Origin of the sequence: Neisseria sp. HMSC061B04 (assembly GCF_001836705.1) — a bacterium.
Classification (GTDB): domain Bacteria; phylum Pseudomonadota; class Gammaproteobacteria; order Burkholderiales; family Neisseriaceae; genus Neisseria.
This window is the reverse complement of the sequence record NZ_KV830208.1, coordinates 1-21,856: the sequence shown is the minus strand read 5'-3', so window position 1 is coordinate 21,856 and position 21,856 is coordinate 1. Positions and strand designations below refer to the sequence as shown.

Annotated in this window: 17 protein-coding genes and 1 tRNA gene; 8 read left to right on the top strand and 10 right to left on the bottom strand. The window is 48.9% G+C overall.

What is annotated here, in order from left to right; translation table 11 throughout:
• The first annotated feature begins 187 nt into the window (after window positions 1–187).
• Window positions 188–1,105 carry a homoserine kinase gene (gene thrB / locus HMPREF2661_RS08810; RefSeq protein ID WP_049323758.1) on the top strand — a complete coding sequence of 306 codons (918 nt, stop codon included), beginning with the start codon at window positions 188–190 and terminating at the stop codon, window positions 1,103–1,105.
• A gap of 42 nt (window positions 1,106–1,147) precedes the next feature.
• Here the strand turns inward: thrB and HMPREF2661_RS08805 are convergent, their stop codons facing one another.
• The 4 genes from HMPREF2661_RS08805 to HMPREF2661_RS08790 all read right to left on the bottom strand — a co-directional run bounded on the left by HMPREF2661_RS08805 (window position 1,148) and on the right by HMPREF2661_RS08790 (window position 6,138).
• Window positions 1,148–2,674 carry a DHA2 family efflux MFS transporter permease subunit gene (locus HMPREF2661_RS08805; RefSeq protein WP_049349105.1) on the bottom strand — a complete coding sequence of 509 codons (1,527 nt, stop codon included), beginning with the start codon at window positions 2,672–2,674 and terminating at the stop codon, window positions 1,148–1,150.
• 101 nt (window positions 2,675–2,775) lie between these two features.
• Window positions 2,776–3,966, bottom strand: coding sequence for an HlyD/EmrA/EmrK family protein (locus HMPREF2661_RS08800; RefSeq protein WP_070823422.1), 1,191 nt, complete (start codon window positions 3,964–3,966; stop codon window positions 2,776–2,778).
• A gap of 221 nt (window positions 3,967–4,187) precedes the next feature.
• Window positions 4,188–5,594, bottom strand: a complete 1,407-nt coding sequence (locus HMPREF2661_RS08795; RefSeq protein ID WP_070823421.1) for an efflux transporter outer membrane subunit — start codon at window positions 5,592–5,594, stop codon at window positions 4,188–4,190.
• A gap of 49 nt (window positions 5,595–5,643) precedes the next feature.
• Window positions 5,644–6,138 (bottom strand): MarR family transcriptional regulator, encoded by a 495-nt coding sequence (locus HMPREF2661_RS08790; protein ID WP_003748495.1) that lies wholly within the window; start codon window positions 6,136–6,138, stop codon window positions 5,644–5,646.
• Between the two features lie 297 nt (window positions 6,139–6,435).
• Here HMPREF2661_RS08790 and HMPREF2661_RS08785 point away from each other — a divergent pair, with 297 nt between their 5' ends.
• Window positions 6,436–7,317 (top strand): prephenate dehydrogenase, encoded by an 882-nt coding sequence (locus tag HMPREF2661_RS08785; RefSeq protein WP_070823419.1) that lies wholly within the window; start codon window positions 6,436–6,438, stop codon window positions 7,315–7,317.
• Window positions 7,318–7,403: 86 nt separating this feature from the next.
• Here HMPREF2661_RS08785 and hisD read toward each other — a convergent pair whose 3' ends face one another.
• From hisD to HMPREF2661_RS08765, 4 genes are all read right to left on the bottom strand, one after another.
• On the bottom strand, window positions 7,404–8,702 hold the full coding sequence (gene hisD, locus HMPREF2661_RS08780) for a histidinol dehydrogenase (RefSeq protein WP_070823417.1): 1,299 nt from the start codon (window positions 8,700–8,702) through the stop codon (window positions 7,404–7,406).
• A 71-nt stretch (window positions 8,703–8,773) separates the two neighbouring features.
• Window positions 8,774–9,499, bottom strand: coding sequence for an oxygen-insensitive NADPH nitroreductase (gene nfsA, locus HMPREF2661_RS08775; RefSeq protein ID WP_070823415.1), 726 nt, complete (start codon window positions 9,497–9,499; stop codon window positions 8,774–8,776).
• A gap of 48 nt (window positions 9,500–9,547) precedes the next feature.
• Window positions 9,548–10,201, bottom strand: a complete 654-nt coding sequence (hisG, locus tag HMPREF2661_RS08770; RefSeq protein ID WP_070823413.1) for an ATP phosphoribosyltransferase — start codon at window positions 10,199–10,201, stop codon at window positions 9,548–9,550.
• Between the two features lie 81 nt (window positions 10,202–10,282).
• Window positions 10,283–10,945: an SCO family protein gene (locus HMPREF2661_RS08765; RefSeq protein ID WP_003748483.1), complete on the bottom strand. Its 663-nt coding sequence runs from the start codon at window positions 10,943–10,945 to the stop codon at window positions 10,283–10,285.
• A gap of 283 nt (window positions 10,946–11,228) precedes the next feature.
• Here HMPREF2661_RS08765 and HMPREF2661_RS08760 point away from each other — a divergent pair.
• From HMPREF2661_RS08760 to porB, 6 genes are all read left to right on the top strand, one after another.
• Window positions 11,229–11,313: transfer RNA gene (locus tag HMPREF2661_RS08760), tRNA-Leu, on the top strand.
• Window positions 11,314–11,703: 390 nt separating this feature from the next.
• Window positions 11,704–13,431, top strand: coding sequence for a biosynthetic-type acetolactate synthase large subunit (gene ilvB / locus HMPREF2661_RS08755; RefSeq protein WP_036493541.1), 1,728 nt, complete (start codon window positions 11,704–11,706; stop codon window positions 13,429–13,431).
• A gap of 10 nt (window positions 13,432–13,441) precedes the next feature.
• Complete coding sequence (ilvN, locus tag HMPREF2661_RS08750) at window positions 13,442–13,933, top strand: acetolactate synthase small subunit (protein WP_003748480.1); 492 nt, start codon at window positions 13,442–13,444, stop codon at window positions 13,931–13,933.
• 66 nt (window positions 13,934–13,999) lie between these two features.
• Window positions 14,000–14,293, top strand: coding sequence for a putative quinol monooxygenase (locus HMPREF2661_RS08745; RefSeq protein WP_070823411.1), 294 nt, complete (start codon window positions 14,000–14,002; stop codon window positions 14,291–14,293).
• A gap of 60 nt (window positions 14,294–14,353) precedes the next feature.
• Window positions 14,354–15,367: a ketol-acid reductoisomerase gene (ilvC, locus tag HMPREF2661_RS08740; protein ID WP_004521030.1), complete on the top strand. Its 1,014-nt coding sequence runs from the start codon at window positions 14,354–14,356 to the stop codon at window positions 15,365–15,367.
• A gap of 375 nt (window positions 15,368–15,742) precedes the next feature.
• The gene (porB, locus tag HMPREF2661_RS08735) at window positions 15,743–16,870 is read left to right on the top strand and encodes a trimeric porin PorB (RefSeq protein ID WP_049323760.1); all 1,128 of its coding nucleotides are present in this window, start codon (window positions 15,743–15,745) and stop codon (window positions 16,868–16,870) included.
• A gap of 186 nt (window positions 16,871–17,056) precedes the next feature.
• Here porB and pepN read toward each other — a convergent pair whose 3' ends face one another.
• Together pepN and HMPREF2661_RS08725 are read right to left on the bottom strand one after the other, a co-directional pair.
• On the bottom strand, window positions 17,057–19,678 hold the full coding sequence (gene pepN / locus HMPREF2661_RS08730; RefSeq protein WP_049322822.1) for an aminopeptidase N: 2,622 nt from the start codon (window positions 19,676–19,678) through the stop codon (window positions 17,057–17,059).
• A 155-nt stretch (window positions 19,679–19,833) separates the two neighbouring features.
• On the bottom strand, window positions 19,834–21,856 hold a 2,023-nt coding region (locus HMPREF2661_RS08725; RefSeq protein WP_210400053.1), incomplete at its 5' end, for a YadA family autotransporter adhesin.

Below are 21,856 nucleotides of genomic sequence, written 5' to 3'. Positions count from 1 at the left end.
TTATTTTTCTAAAAACACCTCAAATCTTCCCTATCCGCTTCCCAAATCCAACCCGGTTCAATACTAAGGCCGTCTGAAAGAGTATTTCAGACGGCCTTTTGAATTTGACCTATGTTTTAATTTATATTGTTGACGCTTGTTTTTTGGTATGATGTTTCTTTGAGTTTATTTCAGCTTCGAGTTTGCTATGTCTGTCTATACCAGTGTTTCCGACGCTCAAATGCGCGATTTCTTGCTGCAATATGATTTGGGAGATTTTGTCTCTTTGCAGGGGATTGCCCAAGGGATTACTAACAGTAATTATTTTCTGACTACCTCAACCGGTCGTTATGTATTGACTGTTTTTGAGGTTTTAAAATCAGAGGAACTGCCTTTCTTTTTAGAGCTAAACCAACACTTGAGCCAAAATGGCGTTGCCTGCGCCGCTCCGATTGCTCGTAAAGATGGTGGACTGCATTCTATTTTGGCCGGAAAACCTGCTTGCTTGGTAACTTGTTTGAATGGCTCCGATACCGGCTGGCCGACTGAGGCACAATGTTTCCACACTGGTGCGATGTTGGCCAAAATGCATTTAGCCGGCCAAGATTTTCCTTTAAAAATGAAAAATCCCCGTTATGATGGCTGGTGGCACGATGCCTGCACTCAGTTGCTCCCGGTTTTAGATAGCGAAGATGCCAAACTGCTTCAAGCTGAAATTGCTGCTTTAGATGAAAATCTTGGAGAACATTTGCCTTCCGGTATTATCCATGCCGATTTATTTAAAGACAACGTACTGCTTAATGGAGATGAAGTTTCCGGCTTTATCGATTTCTATTATGCGTGCAATGGTAATTTCATGTACGACTTGGCCATTGCAGTTAACGACTGGGCGCGGACAGCCGATAATAAATTAGACCCTGCTCTTTATGATGCTTTTATCCATGGCTATGAAAGCGTGCGTCCTTTATCTGATGAAGAACGTGCATATTTCCCTACTGCACAAAGAGCCGGATGTATCCGTTTCTGGGTGTCCCGCCTACTGGATTTCCATTTTCCTCAATCAGGTGAAATGACATTTATTAAAGACCCGAATGCCTTTAGAGATCTGTTATTGAGTCTTAAATAATATATAGATAAAAGGCCGTCTGAAATTCAGACGGCCTTTTATCTAATGTCCTCCCCCACTGGAACCGTTAAATGGCGGCCTTGCCAGCCAAATAATGGGGATCATGCTGATGAATATGATACTGCCTGCCAAGAAGATTTCATTTGAGCCAATAATAAAGCCTTGCTGGGAAATGGTACTATTTATCGCAGCCAGGGCTTGCTCTTTGCTCAGGCCATTGGCCATCATGCCTTGAATAGATTGGTTGCTGATTGAGGACAATGAATTAATATGTTCGGTCAGCTGAGTATGGTGCAGAGCTTCGCGTCGTTCCCACATGGTACTGACAACGGATACTCCGACACCGCCCATAAACACACGCAAGAAGTTAGACAGGCTACTGGCTGAGGCAATTTGATTGCCTTTCATATGCGACAGCGTGATACTGGTCAAAGGCAGGAAGAACATGGCTACGCCTAAACCCTGCCAAAATTGCGGCCAAACAACGTTGCTCATATCCATGCCGGCATAAAAATCGGTTCGCCAATGGAATGTGTAGGCAAACACCAAGAAGCTGGCACTGACAAACAGGCGCATATCGACGCGATTACCAAACTTACCGATAATCGGCGACAGAATAATCGGCAAAAAACCCACTGGCGCAGCAGCCAAACCTGCCCAAGTGGCGGTATAGCCGAGATTTGATTGCAACACCAAAGGCAGCAGGGTCAATGTGCCCATATAGACCATAAAGCCCAAGGATGTCGCAACAACGCCTATCGTAAAGTTTCTATTTTTAAACAATGACAAATCAACAATCGGGTATTTCTCGCCCAGCTCCCAAACAATAAAATAGGTCAGAAACACCAAAGCGGTAACGCCCAAAACGATAATCTCTCCCGAGGCAAACCAATCCAACTCTTTGCCCCTATCAAGCATCATTTGCAATGCGCCGATACCGACAATCATCAACACCAGCCCGACGTAATCAATCGGCGCCCTGACGATTTCGGTTTCCCTGTGTCTAAGCTGTTTCCAAGCAATGGAGGCGGATAAAACCCCGATTGGGATATTGATAAAGAAAATCCATCCCCAATGCCAGTTGTCTGAAATCCAACCGCCCAAAATCGGTCCCAATACAGGGGCAACGACGACAGTCATCGCCCATAAGGCCAGTGCCAATGTTCGTTTTTCAGGCGGATAGGAAGCCATCAGAAGACTTTGGGACAAGGGAATCAAAGGCCCGGCGATAAAGCCTTGCAACACTCGGAAAAAAACCAAGGCTTGAAGATTATGCGCCATACCGCACAGCCATGACGTTACGACAAACCCGATCACGGCAGCAATAAAGATTTTAACCTCGCCAAACCGCTTGGCCAAAAAGCCGGTCAGAGGGACGGAAATGGCATTGGCTACGGCAAATGAGGTAATCACCCAAGTGCCCTGCGTGGTCGCCGCACCCAAATCCCCTGCGATAACGGGCACGGCGACGTTGGCGATGGTGCTGTCCAAGACTTCCATAAATACGGCCAAGCTGAGCGCCAACGTTGCCAACACCAGCTTAAACCCTTGTAACGGCGGATAATTCATATTTTTAAACTATAAGACAACCGCCAAAGCGGTTGATTGAAGAGAATCAATATTTCAGACGGCCTGAGCCTTCAATAAAAGACCCAGGCCGTCTGAAAAGATTATTTTGCGTATTGCTCGAAGATTTTATCGACTAAAGCATCGGCGGCCTTCCAATCCACACTTTCCGTTTCCGCCAGCGCAGTATTTCGTTCTGCCTCGGCAGTCATGGCTTTACCGCTGCCCTTCTCGGCAACATCGACTTTAACAGTCATCGACAAACCGACACGGAGCGGATTTTTTTGCAATTCTTTGGCATCCAAACTGATGCGCACCGGCACGCGTTGTACGACTTTAATCCAGTTGCCCGTTGCATTTTGCGCCGGCAGCAATGAGAACGCACTGCCCGTACCTGCCGACAAACCCATGACCTTGCCATGGTAAACTACTTTACTGCCGTACAAATCGGCTGTCATTTCAACAGGCTGGCCGATTTTCATTTTACGCAGTTGCGATTCTTTAAAGTTGGCATCCACCCACAATTCAGACAGAGGCACAACGGCCATCATCGGCGTACCTTGCGCGATACGTTGGCCGACTTGGACATTGCGTTTGGCAATTTGGCCGCTGATTGGCGAACGGATTTGCGTACGTTGCAGATTCAGCCAAGCGTCTTTGATGTGGCTGATGGCCGTCTGAACCGCCGGTTGTTGGCGCAGCGGAATATTGCTGCCCAATGCTGCCTGAGCAGAAACTTCTTCCGCCTCAACCGCTTTTAATGCAGCCTGAGCCTGAACCACAGCGGCACGGGCATGGCTGAGTTCTTCGCCGGAAACCGCTTCCGTACCCGCCAAAGATTCGCGGCGGCGCAAATCGGCTTGCGCACGGGCCAGATCGGCTTTGCGCAACAATACTTGCGCTTTGGCTTTTGAATTGACCGCAGTTTGCTGTTTGTTTTGACGGATGGCCTGAATCAATTCATTTTGCGCGCGATCGTATGCCAGCTGAAAATCGCTGTCATCCAAAGCCACCAACACATCGCCTTTTTTCACGACGTCCGTATCGTCATACATGACTTTGCGCACCGTGCCGTTTACCTGCGGCGTAATCATCACCAAATGACCGGCCACATAAGCATCTTCCGTTTCTTCTTCATGCTGCCAAAACAGGAAATACGCCAAAGCAACTGCGGCTGCCGTAATAAGAAATAAGAGTGTAACGATAACCAAATTGCGTTTGCGATGCGTTTTAGCGCCGGAAGTGGCTACTTCCGTTTCATTTTGGACATTATTTTTTTCTGATTGAGTATCCATAAGTCCCAACTTTAATTCTGTACATGTGATAACGATATTATTGTCTTGCCGGGCTGCTGGCTCTACCCTCAACCCAATACGCGCACGAAACGCGCTAAGGGGTCATATTCTATAGTTACACTCTATTCATTACAATAATTTCTTCCGGTAGCAAATGTAAATCAGGTAAGGAAAAGGCCGTCTGAAATCCCTTTCAGACGGCCTGCCGTTTGATAAAACGTTTATTTCTTATTTAATTTAAAGCCTCCGCCCAACTGGGTATTGAGGTTACTCCAAGCTGTCAGATATTCTGCATGGTATTGGACTGCCGACATTTTCGTACGCACAGCTTCGTCTTGTTTTTGCAAAGCAGTCAAGCCGTTATCCAAGCCTGCACGAACGCGTCCTTTCGCATTTTGCACAGATTTATCTGCAATATTGACCATCTTGCTCCAAGTATCTTGTCGGCTTTTCAGGCTTTGATAGTCCACGACGGCATCTGCCGCCGCACGCATGGCGTTCAAAACAGTTTGGTCGTACACGGCAACCTGCTCGTTATATTGGGCGCGTTTGCCTGCCAATTTGGATTGCAGCGCGCCGGAAGTAAACAATGGCAAATTCAAAGCCGGAACAATGCCCAACATACCGGATGTCCGTCCGCGAATCAGATTGAACGCATCAATGTGCGTCATACCTGCCAAAACTTTCAACTCGATATTCGGGTAAAACTCTGCTTCGGTCGATTTGACGATATGCCATTTCTCTTCAAGCAAGGCTTTTTGTGCCGCGATATCGGGACGAGCCGCCAGCAAATCCGCTTCAATACGGCTAACCGGCAATGACGGCACAGCGGCCATTTTTTCCGGAACCTGTCCATTTAATGCACCCGGTACACGGCCGGTTAATACAGCCAGACTGTTGCGGATTTTCTCGTTTTTCTGAGTCCATGCCGATTTTTCAAGCTGCAATTGTTGTTGCGCCATTTCCAGAGCGTGCAACGCATCGGCAGGAGCCAGCTGCGCTTTAACGCGTTGTTGCATCAGTTTTAATGCTTTATCCGCCAACTCTATGCGCGTATCCAGCAGTGCCAGTTGTTCTGTCGCCATCTGCCACGCAAAATATTGTGCGGCTACGGCATGAGCCAGCTCGGTGCGGATGTGCTGCGCCTCATAAACCGCAGCCCGGCTTTTTCCCAAAACGGCTTGAATCTGCTCTCGGTTTTTACCCCAAAAGTCAAAAACCAAGCTGCCTTGCAAGGCTGCGTTCGCCAAAACCAATGTATGGTCGGTATCGACCATACCGGCCTGAGGCTTGGGTGAAACATAAGCACCCAGACCTGTAACGCCCAAGCCGACTTGCGGTTTGTTTGCGGCCCCTACAACGCCCAGCTGCGCCTGAGCCTGCTCAAACCTTGCTTTGACAACACGCAGATTGGTAGATGTCTGAATAGCGGAAGCAATCAAATTGTTTAATTTTTGATCTTTCAGCTTCATCCACCAGCCGTCTTGGGCAGCAGCGGCAGATTGGCCTTGCGGCAGCGGATAGGCTGTTGTCTCATCCAAAGGCGACTGTTTACCGAAGGGCGCACATGCCGCCAACAGCGAAACTGCGGCAACGCATACGCTTGATTTGACCAAACCTAATTTCATACAGACTCCGTTTATGTGTGCCTGCCGCAGACCATCAGGCCGTCTGTTGTCAATTGCCCAAACGGTTCAACAGTTTACCCAACAGGTGTTGCAGCGTATCATAATCCTCTTTCGTGAAATCTTCCCACGCTTGGCCGCTCTGACGGGCAATTTGCGGCCATACTTCGTGGATAAAGGTCTCACCCGAAGGGGTTAATTTTAGCACAATCTGACGGCGGTCTTTTTGATTGATATAACGCTCCACCCAGCCGCGCTCGACCATGTCATCCGACAGGCGTGTGGCACTGGTGCGCGTCAAGTCCATCAAGTCGCTCAAGCGCGAAGGCAGGATTTCGCTGTTTGGGCTGACGTAAACCGCCATCAGGGAAAACCACAGATTTTCATTGATGCCGAACGCTTTCAGGTTTTCATTCAAATGGCTGCTCAAACGTTCGGTTACAATGCGCAACATGCGGGATACTTGGTTTTGCTGCTCGGGAAATTGAGGCAGGCGGGTGGAAAGCAAATGCATTGCATTGACTAATTCGGTTTGTGAAAAACTCATAAATTCCTTCTTTCTGAGTGAATTATTTTATCCGATACCAATCAGAATAAAATATGATGTAATAATTTACTTTAAGATACCAATTACTTACTTTAAGACGTTATACTAATTCAGATGATTATTTTAGTGTATGAAAATCTGATAATCGGTTACATGATCCTACTAAACGGATTTTTCTATGCCTAAATCATGAAAAATCGACCCCAAAAAAGGCCGTCTGAAACCTTGATTTCATCTTTCAGACGGCCCCGATGACAGATTAAAATAAGCTTTTCCATTTAAAACCGGATGCAAACCATGAACACTTCCGCCTTTTTCCCCCACATTACCCTTATCGGCGTCGGTTTAATCGGCGGTTCGTTCATGCTCGACCTCAAACGCTTGGGGCTGGTGCAAAGCGTTACCGGCATCGACACCAATGCCGACAACCTCAATTACGCGCTCGACTGCGGCATCATCGACCATGCCTATCCGAATATTTGCGCCGAAAGCATCGGCCATGCCGATTTGGTTTTGATTGCCACGCCGGTCTCCGTCCTGCCTGACGTATGCCGCGACATCAAACCTTTCTTAAAAGAAACGGCCTGCGTTTCCGATGTCGGCAGCACCAAACAATCGGCACTCGATGCCTTCCGCACCCACTTGTCCGAACGCCTGCCGCAATGTTTTGCCGCCCACCCGATTGCCGGTTCGGATCAAAGCGGTGCAAAATCCGCTCGTTGCGGTTTGTTTCAAAACAGCCGCCTGATCATTACCTTGCACGGCCAAGAGGCTTCAGACGGCCTAAGACGGTTGAAAAGCCTGTGGCAGGGGGTTGGTTCGCAGATTTTCACTATGAGTGCCGAAGAACACGACAATATTTTTGCCGCCGTTTCCCACTTGCCGCACTTGGCTGCCTTTGCCTATGTCCACGCTTTGTTCGACCATCCGCACGGCAAAGACTATCTCCCCTATGCTGCCACCGGCTTTCGCGACTTTACCCGCATTGCCTCCAGCCACCCTGCCGTCTGGACAGACATCTGCCTGGCCAACCGCCCTGCCCTGCTCAAACTGACCGGCGATTTGAAAGAACAATTATCCAAATTGGAACAGCTCCTTTCAGACGGCAACAAAACCGAGCTTTACCGCTATTTTGAAGAAGCCGCACAAATGCGTAATGACTGGCTGAAAAACCGTTAAACCTGTTTTCAGACGGCCTGAAACCTTCTCGGCCAAACCTTCATCACAATAAAAAGGGCATCTGTTTAGATGCCCTTTTTGATTTCTTACGGATTGTCTTTCAAACGGAACTCAGCCGCCCTGGCGTGCGCGGTCAAACTTTCGCCATGCGCCAACACGCTGGCGGTTTTGCCCAACTTCTGCGCGCCTTGTTCTGAAACCTGAATCAGACTGGAGCGTTTTTGGAAATCATATGTTCCCAAAGGAGAAGAGAAACGCGCCGTGCGGCTGGTCGGCAAAACGTGGTTAGGGCCTGCGCAATAGTCGCCCAGGCTTTCACTGGTATAGCGTCCCATGAAAATCGCGCCGGCGTGGCGGATTTTTTTCGCCCACTCTTGCGGATTCTCAACCGACAGTTCCAAGTGTTCGGGAGAAATATAGTTGGCGATTTCGCAGGCTTCGTCCAAATCTTTAGCCAAAATCATTGCGCCGCGGTTGCCCAATGAAGCTTCAATAATCGCACGGCGCGGCATAGTTTCGATCAAGCGGTTCATGGCCGTCTGAACTTCGTCCAAATACGCTTGGGAAGTACCGATCAAAATCGCTTGTGCAATTTCATCGTGTTCCGCCTGACTGAACAAATCCATCGCCACCCAATCGGCAGGCGTCGTACCATCGGCAATCACCAAAATTTCAGACGGCCCTGCCACCATGTCGATGCCGACCACACCGAACACGCGTCGCTTGGCCGCAGCGACAAAAGCATTGCCCGGGCCGGTAATCTTATCGACTTGAGGCACCGATTCCGTACCATAAGCCAAAGCCGCAACCGCCTGCGCGCCGCCGACCGTAAACACTTTGGTTACACCGGCCACAAAAGCAGCCGCCAACACGATATCGTTGCGCTCGCCTTTCGGTGTGGGAACGACCATGATAATTTCTTTCACGCCGGCAACATGGGCAGGCATGGCATTCATAATGACGGAACTCGGATACGCCGCTTTGCCGCCGGGGACGTAAATGCCGACGCGGTCAAGCGGCGTAATCTGTTGGCCCAAAAGCGTGCCGTCTTCGTCTTCGTACGTCCACGACTCCATTTTTTGGTGTTTATGGTAGCTTTCCACCCGTCTCGCGGCCGTTTTCAAGGCCGTCTGAATGTTTTCGGGCAAACGCTCAAACGCAGACTGCAAATCGTCTTGCGTCAGGATTAAATCGTCGATGGTTTGAGCGAATGTACCGTCAAAGCGGTTGGTATATTCAATCAGCGCCGCATCGCCGCGTTTTTGAACATCGGCGCAGATGTCGGCAACAATACGGTCGATTTCAGGGTTTTGCGCAGTTTCAAAAGCGAGTAACGCTTTGAGTTCGGCTTGAAAATCAGGGGATTGGGTGTCGAGTTTCTTCATGGTTTGCTCTCTTCTTTGTTTTATTCCTATTGTTTTCAGACGGCCTCAGCCACATACAGGCCGTCTGAACATTATCTTTTCAAAAAACCTTTTTTCTGCAAAAACGCCAACATATGCGGCCGCACAGGATTGCTCAAGGTTTTGGCCAGCGATTCTTTCCAAGGTATCGGACTGCCCTTGCGTAACTCATAATAATCCGCTACTGCCTGATTATAGGTTTCGACCGCATCGGCATTCAGGCTTGGGCAGGCGTTTTCGGCGTACACCATTTCCTTCGGCAGGCGCGGTTTGAACGGCGGGTCTTGGTCGGGATAACCGAGGCAGAGCCCCACCAAAGGCACGCAATAATCCGGCAGGTTCAATACGTCCGACACTTTTTGCGCATTATTGCGCAATGCGCCAATATACACGCCGCCCAGCCCAAGCGATTCGGCGGCAAGCAATACGTTTTGCGCCATAATGCCTGCATCGACCGCGCCAATCAGGGTGACTTCCGCCCAATCAATTTGCGCATCGGGAAACATTGCCTTGTGTTTGGAGAAATCAATGCAAAACAATAAAAATTCCGCACAATGGACAATATAAGGTGCGCTTCCAGCCGCTTCATGTATTCCCTGCCTCAGCGCAAGGTCGGATACGCGGATGATGGAAACGCATTGCAGGTTGTTGGAAGTCGAAGCCTGCTGCCCCGCACGCACCAGCGTATCGAGGATTTCATCGGTAATCGGTTCGGAAGTAAACCTGCGGATGGAGCGATGGGAAAGAATCGTATCGAGTGTCGGTTTGCTTTGCATCATGACGGGGCTTTCAAACTGGGTTGGCAAACAGGTTTTACCAAAAACTTTTCAGACGGCCTTAGCGGCATTTTCAAATGCCTGAATAATCGGATTCAACAGCTCATATTTGGTTTTCAACGCCGCCTTGTTGACCACCAAGCGGCTGGAAATATCAGCCACATGTTCTACAGCTTCCAAACCATTGGCCTTTAACGTATTGCCGCTGGAAACCAAATCGACAATCGCGTCGCTCAAACCGACCAAAGGCGCAAGCTCCATCGAGCCGTACAGTTTGATGATGTCCACATGCACACCCTTGCCGGCAAAGTGTTCGGCGGCGATGTCGGGATATTTGGTGGCAATCCGCAAACGGCTGCCGGGTTGGGAAGCGGCGGCATAATCAAAACCTTTTTTAACCGCAACCATCATGCGGCATGAGGCGATGTGCAAATCCAAAGGTTGATATAAACCGTCTCCGCCATGCTCGATCAGCACGTCCTTACCGGCAATGCCGAAGTCCGCCGCACCATATTGCACATAAGTCGGCACATCGGTCGCACGCACAATCACCAAACGGATGTTGTCATGATTGGTATCAATAATCAGCTTGCGCGATTTTTCCGGCTCTTCCGCAGGCACAATACCTGCAGCAGCCAACAGCGGCAGGGTTTCCTCAAAAATCCGTCCTTTGGATAAAGCAATCGTTAAAAGTTTGTCGGTCATTTTTTCTTTTCCTTTGCCGTATCAAAAGCAAGAAGGCCGTCTGAAATCAACAACCCATTTCAGACGGCCTCAACTACGGTTTTACAATAAAGTTTTCACATCGGCTGCAATCGTTTCAGGCTCGCTGCCGTAAGGCGAGAAAATCGCCACTTCGCCGTTTTTATCAATCAAATATGCGCCTGAAGAGTGGTCGACCAAATAGTTTTCACTGTCTTCTTTTTGGTTGACTTTAGCCGATACCACGCGGTATTGCTGTTTGATGACAGGCAGGCTTTGATCGCCGGTGGCCGTCAGGCCGATAAAATCAGGGTTGAACTGTTTGGCGTATTTGCCGATTACTTCAGGCGTATCGCGCTCAGGGTCGATGCTGACGAATACCACTTTCACGTCTTTAGCCTGGTCACCCAATTGTTTTAAAGTATCGCTGTAAGTCAGCAACTCGGTCGGGCACACGTCAGGACAGTGGGTATAACCGAAAGACAGGATAACCACTTTGCCTTTCAAATCGCTCAGGCTGAAAGGTTTGCCGTCGCCATCGGTCAATGTAAAATCGCCGCCAATGTCTTCTTTGCGCATATCGGTACCACGTGCTTGCGCTTTGGCAGTAGATTCACCGGAAGCGGCCGGTGCGGCAGAAGCGGCAGGTGCCGAAGAAGCCTCTTTGGCTTCCTCTTTAGGATGACAAGCAGCCAGGGTGGCCAACGCAATAGCACTGAGTAAGAAAGTTCGTGTGACGGAAAGCATAAATTTTCTCCAAAACCGTTTCAAATAAATAAGGCCAAACAACCACCCGGCCAGTCTAAAAACAAAACATCTTCATATTAACGCGTTTGACACATTAAAAGTAGCCCTTTTTGTAGATAAATACCGTTTTTTTGTTTTAAAAACCTACCTTCCATTTGGATAGGCATTAAACTCAAAAAGTTTAATTCATTAAAAATCAAATAAATATAAAAATAATTCAATTTTTTTTCAAATACCGCTTTACAAGATTCGAGAACTCGCTATAATGACGACTTCTTCGCTAGCCCAGGTGGCGAAATTGGTAGACGCAGGGGACTCAAAATCCCCCGCCGCAAGGTGTGTCGGTTCGAGTCCGACCCTGGGCACCAAATTTAAAAAACCTCTTGATTGAATCAAGAGGTTTTTTGCTATTTATTCTTTACAAAAAACCTTCTCCTTACTCAAACTGTCAACAATCCATCCACACCAAGATCAATAAAACTGTTTTTTTATTTCTTTAAAATCAACCTTCAATCTATTTTCCCGTTTCAAATGTTAAAAGATGAAAGATTTTATCTTGATTGAACAGTCGGTTTGCGTTATCTTTTCTACTCTTTTTCACAAACTCTGTGTTCCTTTCCAATTGTTTGGACAGTCTGACTGTCGCCGTATTCCCTCAATGCGCGTACCCTAAATCGCTGCTTGGCGGAATTGCATTACAGGTGCTGTGGTGAGGCGGATTGTTCCTATTGGTTAGAAACCGTATAAAAGAGGTCAATATGCAATTATCAGGCGCACAAATCGTCGTGCAAAGTCTTAAAGCCGAAGGTGTTGAATACGTATTCGGCTATCCCGGTGGTGCGGTTATCGAAATCTACGATGCCATTTTCCAACTCAACAAATTCAAGCACATTCTGACCCGCCATGAGCAGGCAGCCGTACATGCGGCAGATGCCTATGCCCGCGTCAGCGGCAAAGTCGGTGTGGCCTTAGTAACTTCCGGCCCGGGCGTAACCAACGCATTGACCGGTATTGCCACTGCGTACAGTGATTCCATCCCCCTGGTCGTCATCAGCGGCCAAGTGGGCAATTCCCTCATCGGTACAGATGCGTTCCAAGAAGTGGATACGGTCGGCATTACCCGCCCTTGTGTCAAACACAACTTTTTGGTTACCAATATTGGCGAGCTGGCTGATACGATTAAAAAAGCCTTCCAAATTGCCGCCAGCGGCCGTCCGGGTCCCGTTGTCGTCGATATTCCTAAAGATGTTACTCAAGCGATGGCCAAATTCAGCTATCCGCAAGAAGACATCTTCATCCGCTCCTACCAACCGGTTGTACAAGGCCACATCGGCCAAATTAAAAAAGCCGTACAAATGCTGGCTTCTGCCAAACGCCCTATCGTTTACTTCGGCGGCGGCGTGGTATTGGGCAATGCCTCCGATGAACTGACCCAATTTGTCCGTATGACCGGCGTACCCTGTACTGGCACATTAATGGGCTTGGGTGCATACCCTTCCAGCGACCGCCAATTCTTGGGCATGTTGGGCATGCACGGCACTTACGAGGCCAATTTGGCAATGCAAAATGCAGACGTCGTTTTGGCAATCGGTGCGCGCTTTGACGACCGCGTTGTTTCCGTACCGTCAAAATTCTTGGACAAACCCAAAAAAATCATCCATATCGATATCGACCCGTCCAGCATTGCCAAACGCGTTAAAGTGGACATTCCGATTGTCGGCGACGTGAAAAACGTATTGACTGAAATGACTCATCTGTGGGGCAAACAAGAAACTTCGCCTTCAGCCGACTCATTGGACAAATGGTGGAAAACCATCGAAGAATGGCGTTCGCACAACTGCCTGTGGTTTGAAAACGACAGCGAAATCATTAAACCGCAATACGTTGTTCAAAAACTGGCAGAAATTACCAAAAACTCAGCCATTATTACTTCCGACGTTGGCCAACACCAAATGTTTGCCGCTCAATATTATCCATTCGAGCGTCCCCGCCAATGGCTCAATTCCGGCGGCTTGGGTACGATGGGTGTAGGCCTGCCTTACGCCCTCGGTGCCAAACTGGCGGCTCCTGAGCAAGACGTCTTCTGTATCACAGGCGAGGGCTCTATTCAAATGAATATCCAAGAGCTGTCCACCTGCTTCCAATATAATGTCCCCATCAATGTCGTTACATTGAACAATGGCTATTTGGGTATGGTTCGCCAATGGCAGGAGCTGTATTATGGCAACCGCGAATCGGAAACCTATTTCGATTCATTGCCCGACTTTGTCAAACTGGCCGAATCCTACGGCCATATCGGCATCCGTGTGGACAAAAAATCCGACGTCGAAGGCGCCTTGTTGGAAGCATTAAACCAAAAAGACCGTTTGGTATTCCTCGACTTTTTGACAGACAAGAAACAAAACGTACTGCCTATGGTCGGCAACGGCAAAGGTTTGGATGAAATGGTTCTGCCGCCGCACATGCGCGATATTGCAAAAGCGTAAGGAGAAAGAAATGCGACATATCTTATCTATTCTGATGGAAAACGAATCAGGTGCGATGAGCCGTGTGGTAGGTTTATTCTCCGCACGCGATTACAACATCGATTCCCTGGCCGTAGCCCCAACCGAAGACAAAACCTTGTCCCGTATGACCATTGTTACCCACGGCGATGAGCACGTCATCGAGCAAATCACCAAACAACTCAACAAACTGATTGAAGTTGTCAAAGTGGTTGACTTGAATGAAAGCCGTTTTGTCGAACGCGAACTGATGTTGGTAAAAGTCCGCGCCGTCGGCAAAGACCGCGACGAATTCTTGCGATTGACCGAAATCTACCGCGGCAGCGTTATTGACGTAACAGACCGCAGCTATACCATCGAAATCACAGGCTCTACCGAAAAACTCGACTCTTTCCTCGAAACAGTCGGTCGTGCTCAAATTTTGGAAACCGTACGCACAGGCGCAGCCGGCATCGGCCGCGGCGAGCGTATTTTGAAAATTTAACGCTGTATCGTTCAGACGGCCTGTTACCTTCAACAAAGGCCGTCTGAAAAACAGCAGGAGACAAACATGTCAAGCATCCAAATCGTTGCATTAGTTACCGTCAAACCCGAATACACCGAGGCTCTGGCTGCCCAGTTTAAAGAATTGGTCAAAGCCAGCCGTGCAGAAGAAGGCAACATCAGCTACGACCTGCACCAAGAAATCGGCAAACCCAACCGTTTCGTATTCGTAGAAAATTGGAAATCCCAAGCAGCTATTGACGAACACAATGCCAGCGAACATTTCCAAAACTTCGTCAAATCCATCGAAGGAAAAACCGAAGCATTGGAAATCGTCTTGATGAACCAAGTCTCTGCCTAACCCCTATTACTTTTAACTCAACCCGGATTGTCCGGAACCCTCTTACACTAAGGAAATAAAATGCAAGTTTATTACGATAAAGACGCTGACCTTTCTCTGATCAAAGGCAAAACCGTTGCCATCATCGGTTACGGTTCACAAGGTCACGCACACGCAGCAAACCTGAAAGATTCCGGCGTAAATGTCGTCATCGGTCTGCGCCAAGGCGGCTCTTGGAAAAAAGCCGAAGCAGCCGGCCACGACGTGCGCACCGTTGCTGAAGCAACCAAAGCAGCCGATGTTGTAATGATTCTGTTGCCTGACGAAAACCAACCTATCGTATACAAAAACGAAATCGAGCCTAACTTGAAAGAAGGCGCAGTATTGGCGTTTGCCCACGGCTTCAACGTACACTACAACCAAATCGTACCCCGCGCCGACCTCGACGTTATCATGGTTGCCCCTAAAGGCCCAGGCCACACCGTACGCAGCGAATTCCTGAAAGGCGGCGGCGTACCTTCTCTGATCGCCGTTTACCAAGATAAAAGCGGCAAAGCACGCGACATCGCCCTGTCTTACGCCGCAGCCAACGGCGGTACCAAAGGCGGCGTGATTGAAACCAACTTCCGCGAAGAAACCGAAACCGACCTCTTCGGCGAACAAGCCGTATTGTGCGGCGGCGTGGTTGAATTGATCAAAACCGGCTTCGAAACCCTGACTGAAGCAGGCTACGCCCCAGAAATGGCCTACTTCGAATGCCTGCACGAAATGAAGCTCATCGTTGACCTGATTTACGAAGGCGGTATCGCCAACATGAACTACTCCATTTCCAATAATGCAGAGTACGGCGAATACGTAACCGGCGTCGAAGTCATCAACGACAAATCCCGCGAAGCCATGCGCAACGCCCTCAAACGCATCCAAACCGGCGAATACGCTAAAATGTTCATCCAAGAAGGTGCCGTCAACTACGCCAGCATGACAGCCCGTCGCCGTCTGACCGCTGATCATCAAATTGAAAAAGTCGGCGCTCAACTGCGTTCTATGATGCCTTGGATTGCCAAAAACAAACTGGTTGACCAAGACAAAAACTAATCTGTCTTTCAATCAAATAAAACCTGCCCGAGTAATCAGGCAGGTTTTTTATATATTTGCAAACCCAATACACGATAAGGCCGTCTGAAAACACAATAAACAATATTCACAACCCAATTTTATATCCCCCATATTTTATAGCCATCCCCAAATTCCCTTTTAGAAAAACACATTACAAAATAAAAGGCAGTCTTCCACTTCCACCCTGTCTGTAAAAAACAACGTTTCCCCGCAAAAATCACTCAAAACAAGAGGAAAATTTGTTTTCCTAGGCCATAACCTTTATATTATGGTCATGGAATCGTTGAAAGAGAACGATATCGTAATAAGAAGAACGAATGCTCGCTTCTTCACACTTAAAAAAGGAAAACAGCAATGAAAAAATCACTGATTGCCCTGACTCTGGCGGCTCTGCCTGTTGCAGCTATGGCTGACGTAACTCTGTACGGTCAAATTAAAGCTGGCGTTGAAGTATCCAAAGTAAAATTGGGTGAACAAACTGCTGCTAAACTGGGTCACGAGAAAAGCTCTAAAACTGCTACTGAAATCGCTGACTTCGGCTCACGTATCGGCTTCAAAGGCCACGAACACTTGGGTAACAACCTGAATGCCATCTGGCAAGTTGAACAAAACACTTCTATCGCCGGTGGCGACAAAGAGTGGGCTTCTCGCGAATCCTTCATCGGTTTGGAAGGTGGCTTCGGTAAAGTTCGTGCCGGTAAACTGAACTCTACTGTTAAAGACTCTAGCGACAATGTTGACCAATGGGAAAGCAGCAACGGCGCTTTGAACATGTCTGTATTTACCCGTGTTGACGAACGTGCAGTTTCTGTACGTTACGACAGCCCTGTATTCTCAGGCTTCAGCGCAAGCGTACAATACACTCCACGCGACAACGCTAACCCTTCTGACAAATACACTCACAACGACGCTACCCGTGACACTTACTACGCTGGCCTGAACTACGAAAACTCTGGCTTCTTCGGTCAATACGCCGGTGGTTTCCGTAAAAACGCCGTTTCTGAAAAAGACGGTCACGTACACCGCTTGGTAGGTGGTTACGATGCTAACAACCTGTTCGTATCTGTAGCCGGTCAATACGCTAAAAACTGGGAAACTTTGGGTGACTACGCTGAAGCCCAATCTAACGGTGTTGTAACTTCTGCTATGCGTGCTGCCGGTACTAACGCTTCTAACGTAGTATTCGGTACTGCTGCTGGCTTGGACAGCCGTCCTGCTGAAACTATCGAAGTTGCCGCTACTGCTGCTTACCGCGCCGGTAACGTAACTCCTCGCGTTTCTTACGCTCACGGCTTCAAAGCTAAAGTTGACGGCGAAAAACTGAAAGGCACTCAATACGACCAAGTTATCGTTGGTGCTGACTACGACTTCTCTAAACGCACTACTGCTCTGGTTTCTGCCGGCTGGTTGCGCGGTGCTGAGTCTGGCCCTCACAAAGTTGAAACCATCTCTGGTTTGGTTGGCCTGCGTCACAAATTCTAATCTTCGGATTAGTATGAAAAAGAGCCTGTTTTATACAGGCTCTTTTTTTATTCATATTCCCTACCCTCAACAAAAATTAATTTAAGCGTTGATATATAAAAAGGCCGTCTGAAACCAATCGGTTTCAGACGGCCTGGGGTCTATCTATCCTTATTGCTAGATTACAATAAGGTCAACAGACAGGCTTTATTTTTCATTCAAAATCTTACCGACAATCTCGCCCACATCTTTGGACAAACCTTCTTGTGCATTGATGCGTTGCAATTCTTTGGTCATGACGGCTTTTCGGTTGGCTTCCAATTTGTTGCAGATATTGAAAGCCTGTACCAGTCGGGCGGCAACCTGCGGGTTAAAGCGGTCAATTTCCATCACTTTATCGGCTATAAAGCGGTAGCCGCTGCCATCTTCTGCATGGAAATGCGGAATATTGCGGCTGAAGCTGATCAACAAAGAACGGGCTTTATTCGGGTTTTCGATGCTGAACTTAGGATGATTCAAGGCCGTCTGAACTTGCTGTAAAGTATCTTTGCGGCGGCTTGAAGCAATCAGGGCAAAGTATTTGTCCATTACCAAAGCATCATCAGCGAATTTATCGGCAAATTTCGTCAACAAACGATCGCGAATTTCGCTTTCATTGCTGTTGATTGCGGATAAGATGCCCCATTCGTGGGTCATGTTTTGCGCCATTGCCTCGTAATTTTCCGCAACGTGTTCGATATGCGCTGCATCAGCACGAAGGATAAATGCCCTGCAAGCATTGCGCAAAGTTCGCCAGCCGGCCAATTCCGGGCTGTATTCATAACGAACAGCGGCATCGGCCTGGTTTTCTTGCTCGGCAGCCTGACGGTTCAGCTCGCGCCATTGGGGCAGGAACTTGACGGCAACGGCATTGAGCAAGGCTTCACGCGCCTGATGAACCTGAATCGGATCAATATTTTCTTCTTCCGCCCATACATCGGTTTCAGACGGCATTTGCAGCAAAATGGCGCGGAATGCCGGGTCGAAATCACCGGAGACCACCAAGGCCAAAGCGTCCATCAATGCTTTGTGTTCAGGCAAAGGACGGCCTTCCGCCAATGCCTGACGGTTGGCGTTAATGGCGCGATGGTACAAAGTTTGAGCAGCTTCCCAGCGTGCAAACTCATTTTCATCTGCTGCCAGCAAAGTTGCCAATTCTTGCTCGCTGTATGGATAGTTCAGGGTAACCGGCGCAGAGAAATCACGCAGCAGAGACGGGATAACCGGCTCATTGACGCCGCCCAATACAAAAGTCTGCTCGGCTTCAGTCAATACCAAAACCGCCTCTTTCACTCGTTTGCCTTGATATTCAAACTCAACCGCCTCGCCTTTTTCGTTCAGCAAACCGGTTTTGACCGGAATCATCATCGGCTGTTTATCCGCCATATCGGGCGTAGCCGGAATGGTTTGTTTGATCGTCAATTCAAACGCACCATCTTTCAGACGGCCTTGAGCATCTAAAACCGGCGTACCGGCTTGGCTATACCACAAAGCAAACTGATCAAGATTGATGCCGTTTGCGTCTGCCATTGCGGCACGGAAATCATCACAAGTCACAGCCTGACCGTCGTGGCGTTGGAAATACAATTTCATGCCTTTTTGGAAGCCCTCTTCTCCGAGCAAGGTGTGATACATGCGCACTACTTCCGCACCTTTTTCATAGACGGTCATGGTGTAGAAGTTGTTCATCTCTTCATAGCTGGCCGGGCGGACAGGATGCGCAGTCGGGCCCGCATCTTCTGGGAATTGGAACAAGCGCAGCATACGGACATTGTCGATACGGCGCACCACGCGGCTGGCCCGGTCGCCGGAAAACTCTTGATCACGGAATACGGTCAAACCTTCTTTCAGCGACAATTGGAACCAATCGCGGCAGGTCACGCGGTTGCCTGTCCAGTTGTGGAAATATTCGTGGCCGACAACAGATTCAATGCCTTCAAAGTCGGTATCGGTTGCAGTACGGCTGTTGGCCAGCACGAACTTGGTGTTGAAAATATTCAAACCTTTGTTTTCCATCGCGCCCATATTGAAATCGCCCACGGCCACGACCATGAAAATATCCAAGTCGTATTCCAAGCCGAAGCGCGTTTCGTCCCATTTCATCGCATTTTTCAACGATTCCACGGCAAAACCGACTTTAGGTTTATCTGTCTCAGTGGTGTAGAACTCGATTTTGACCTTACGGCCGCTCATGGTCGTAAAATAATCTTCCGTTACCGCCAAATCGCCTGCCACCAAAGCAAAGAGATAGCTCGGCTTGGCAAACGGGTCTTCCCATTTCACCCAATGACGGCCGTCTGAAAACTCGCCGCCATCGATTTTATTGCCGTTAGACAGCAACACCGGATAGCGTTTTTTGTCTGCAACAATGGTGGTAGTAAATTTAGACATGACATCCGGACGGTCGATGTAGAAGGTAATTTTGCGGAAACCTTCCGGTTCGCATTGGGTAAACAGGTTGCCGCCGGAAGCATACAGACCCATCAGGGATTTGTTCTCAGCAGGCAGAATTTCGGTTTCCACTTCCAGCGTGAAGTTTTCAGACGGCACGCCTGCAATCGTCAGTTTTTCGTCTTCCAACACATAATCTACGGCCCGGCCGTTTACTTTCACAGACAGCAGTTTTGCCGAACCATCCAATACTAACGGCTCCCCTGCTCTTTCAGGTTGGACGGTCAGGCTGGATTTGACGATGGTTTGCGGTTCTAAAATATCGAAATGCAGGTCGGTTTTCAGAATACGGTACGCGGGTGCGGCGTAGTCTTTCAAATAATGGACGGTTTTGCTCATTTTTTCTCTTTCAGAGTCATGCGGTAAATAGATGAAGCATATCGTTTCAGATAGCTTCAATTCAAGTGTTTTCAGAAAAAAAGGCCGTCTGAAACCTAAAATTTCAGACGGCCTCCCTATTCAGGCAGCAAATCTAATTGCCTGTCATTGCCAACTTACCACTGATACAGCGCACCGGCACCGACACCGACATGACCGTCGGTATTGGCCGAGAAGTTGCCTTTGACAATCCAGTTGCCGCCGTCGCTCATCGCAGACACGCCGATGGCCATGGCAGACTGACCACCGTAGTAACCGCTGCCGACACCGATACCGGTCGCACCTGGACGGGTTACTTGCGGAATCGAGCCTTGGGCAATCGCACCGGCCACACCTGCGTAGGCTTTCTTACCTACTTGGTTGATGTTGTTCTGCAACTCGGTACCCAAACCAATCAACTGATTCACGTTTGCCGCGTCTGTACCGTCTTTACCCGGAGCCACATTGGTAATGCGTTGGCCGCCGTTGTTCAGACCGACAGGAGACAATTTGACTTGGTTGTTCGGATTGTTTTCAGTCGGTGCAGCGATGGTTACGCCGTCGTTGTTGACCACGGTATTGCCTGCGGTCAGACCGTCTTTGTTCAACGCAACTTTATCGCCGACTTTCACGCCGTCTTTATTCATCACAGTATCGCCTGCTTTGAAGGTATCGGCATTCACGGTCTTCACGCTGATCTCGTCAGCCAACTTCAGTTGAGCGCCACCGGCAACGGTTTCGCTGATGATGTTGCTGTCGCCTTTGACGTTGATGGTAGAACCCAACGCGTAGTTGTTGCTGCCGGTCGTACCGCCGAAGTTGATGCCTTTGGCGATAGTCGCAGCATTGTTGGCCACGTTTTGGTTGGTTGCGTACAACTGGCTGCCGTTGACGGCGTCTTTGCTGTTCGCATTGAGGTCGCCATCCGCTACGTTGGTTACTTTGTTGCCCGCATTGTCCAAGCCGTCTTTCGTCAAGTTCACTTTGCCTGCTTTCAAGCCGTCTTTGTTCAATGCAACATCGTCACCCACTTTCACACCATCAGTATTGACTGCGGTATCGCCGGCTTTCACGCTGTCAACATCCAAGTCTTTATCGGTTGCCACCTCGTAAACAGTTTGACCCTTGTCGCCTGTTTTCTGAGTAACAACGATGTTCTTACCTTGAACGACTTCAGTCTTAGATGCAGCGGCAGCTTGTTTCAGTTGGGAAACATTGACTGCATCGGTGTCATCCGTACCGGCTGCAACGTTGGTAATCTTATTGCCGCCGTTGTTCAAACCGGCTTTGGTCAGGTTCACATCGCCTGCTTTCAAGCCGTCTTTGTTCAAGGCAACATCATCACCGACTTTCACACCGTCATTATTCATCACGGTATCGCCTGCGGTAACGCTGTCAACTTTCAGGTTTTTATCGGTCGCCACTTTGTAAATGGTTTGGCCATTGGCGCCGACATCCTGAGTAACAACAATGTTATCGCCTTGAACGACTTCAGTCTTAGCCGCAGCCGCAGCTTTGTTCAACTGAGCAACATTCACCGCATCAGTATCGTCGGTACCGGCCGCAACGTTGGTAATCTTGTTGCCGCCGTTGTTCAAACCGGCTTTAGTCAGGTTGACATCGCCAACTTTCACGCCGTCAGTATTGACTGTGGTATCGCCGGCTTTCACGCTGTCAACTGCCAAGTCTTTGGCCAATTTGACTTCCAACTTATCAGAGCCATTCGCTACAACGCCGATATTGCCGTCTGAAAGTTTGGCTGCATCGGTTTGACCGCCGACAATATTCAGCTTCGTACCCGGTTTACGTTCAACGTCTTTGCCGCTGTCGCCGCCGAAAGTCAAAGGCAGATTGGCAGTTGCATTGACGGCTTTGATCGCATCGTGGATGTTGTTCTCACCCGTACCGCCAATATCGGTCATGCTGATATTGCCGCCGTTATTGGCCGCATTGCCACCCAATACATTCACCAACTGATCTTGGGCTGCATTCAACTGCTCCTCGGTCGCTGCACGTTTGCCTTGGGCAAAATCGCTGCCGCCCAAAGTCGTATTGCTCAAGCCGCTGACTTCGCCTTTGTCGCCATCGATTTTCACCGGAGCCGCTTGACCGACATTCAATACATCGGCCAGTTTCAGCTGTGCACCACCGGCTACGGTT

Bases quoted from the DNA above. Each gene is read 5' to 3' on its own strand.
- hisG (WP_070823413.1), bottom strand. From the start codon at position 10,201: ATGACCGACAAACTTTTAACGATTGCTTTATCCAAAGGACGGATTTTT.
- nfsA (WP_070823415.1), bottom strand. From the start codon at position 9,499: ATGATGCAAAGCAAACCGACACTCGATACGATTCTTTCCCATCGCTCC.
- hisD (WP_070823417.1), bottom strand. From the start codon at position 8,702: ATGAAGAAACTCGACACCCAATCCCCTGATTTTCAAGCCGAACTCAAA.
- pepN (WP_049322822.1), bottom strand. From the start codon at position 19,678: ATGAGCAAAACCGTCCATTATTTGAAAGACTACGCCGCACCCGCGTAC.
- thrB (WP_049323758.1), top strand. From the start codon at position 188: ATGTCTGTCTATACCAGTGTTTCCGACGCTCAAATGCGCGATTTCTTG.
- HMPREF2661_RS08795 (WP_070823421.1), bottom strand. From the start codon at position 5,594: ATGAAATTAGGTTTGGTCAAATCAAGCGTATGCGTTGCCGCAGTTTCG.
- ilvN (WP_003748480.1), top strand. From the start codon at position 13,442: ATGCGACATATCTTATCTATTCTGATGGAAAACGAATCAGGTGCGATG.
- ilvB (WP_036493541.1), top strand. From the start codon at position 11,704: ATGCAATTATCAGGCGCACAAATCGTCGTGCAAAGTCTTAAAGCCGAA.
- HMPREF2661_RS08785 (WP_070823419.1), top strand. From the start codon at position 6,436: ATGAACACTTCCGCCTTTTTCCCCCACATTACCCTTATCGGCGTCGGT.
- HMPREF2661_RS08800 (WP_070823422.1), bottom strand. From the start codon at position 3,966: ATGGATACTCAATCAGAAAAAAATAATGTCCAAAATGAAACGGAAGTA.
- HMPREF2661_RS08765 (WP_003748483.1), bottom strand. From the start codon at position 10,945: ATGCTTTCCGTCACACGAACTTTCTTACTCAGTGCTATTGCGTTGGCC.
- ilvC (WP_004521030.1), top strand. From the start codon at position 14,354: ATGCAAGTTTATTACGATAAAGACGCTGACCTTTCTCTGATCAAAGGC.
- HMPREF2661_RS08745 (WP_070823411.1), top strand. From the start codon at position 14,000: ATGTCAAGCATCCAAATCGTTGCATTAGTTACCGTCAAACCCGAATAC.
- HMPREF2661_RS08805 (WP_049349105.1), bottom strand. From the start codon at position 2,674: ATGAATTATCCGCCGTTACAAGGGTTTAAGCTGGTGTTGGCAACGTTG.
- HMPREF2661_RS08790 (WP_003748495.1), bottom strand. From the start codon at position 6,138: ATGAGTTTTTCACAAACCGAATTAGTCAATGCAATGCATTTGCTTTCC.
- porB (WP_049323760.1), top strand. From the start codon at position 15,743: ATGAAAAAATCACTGATTGCCCTGACTCTGGCGGCTCTGCCTGTTGCA.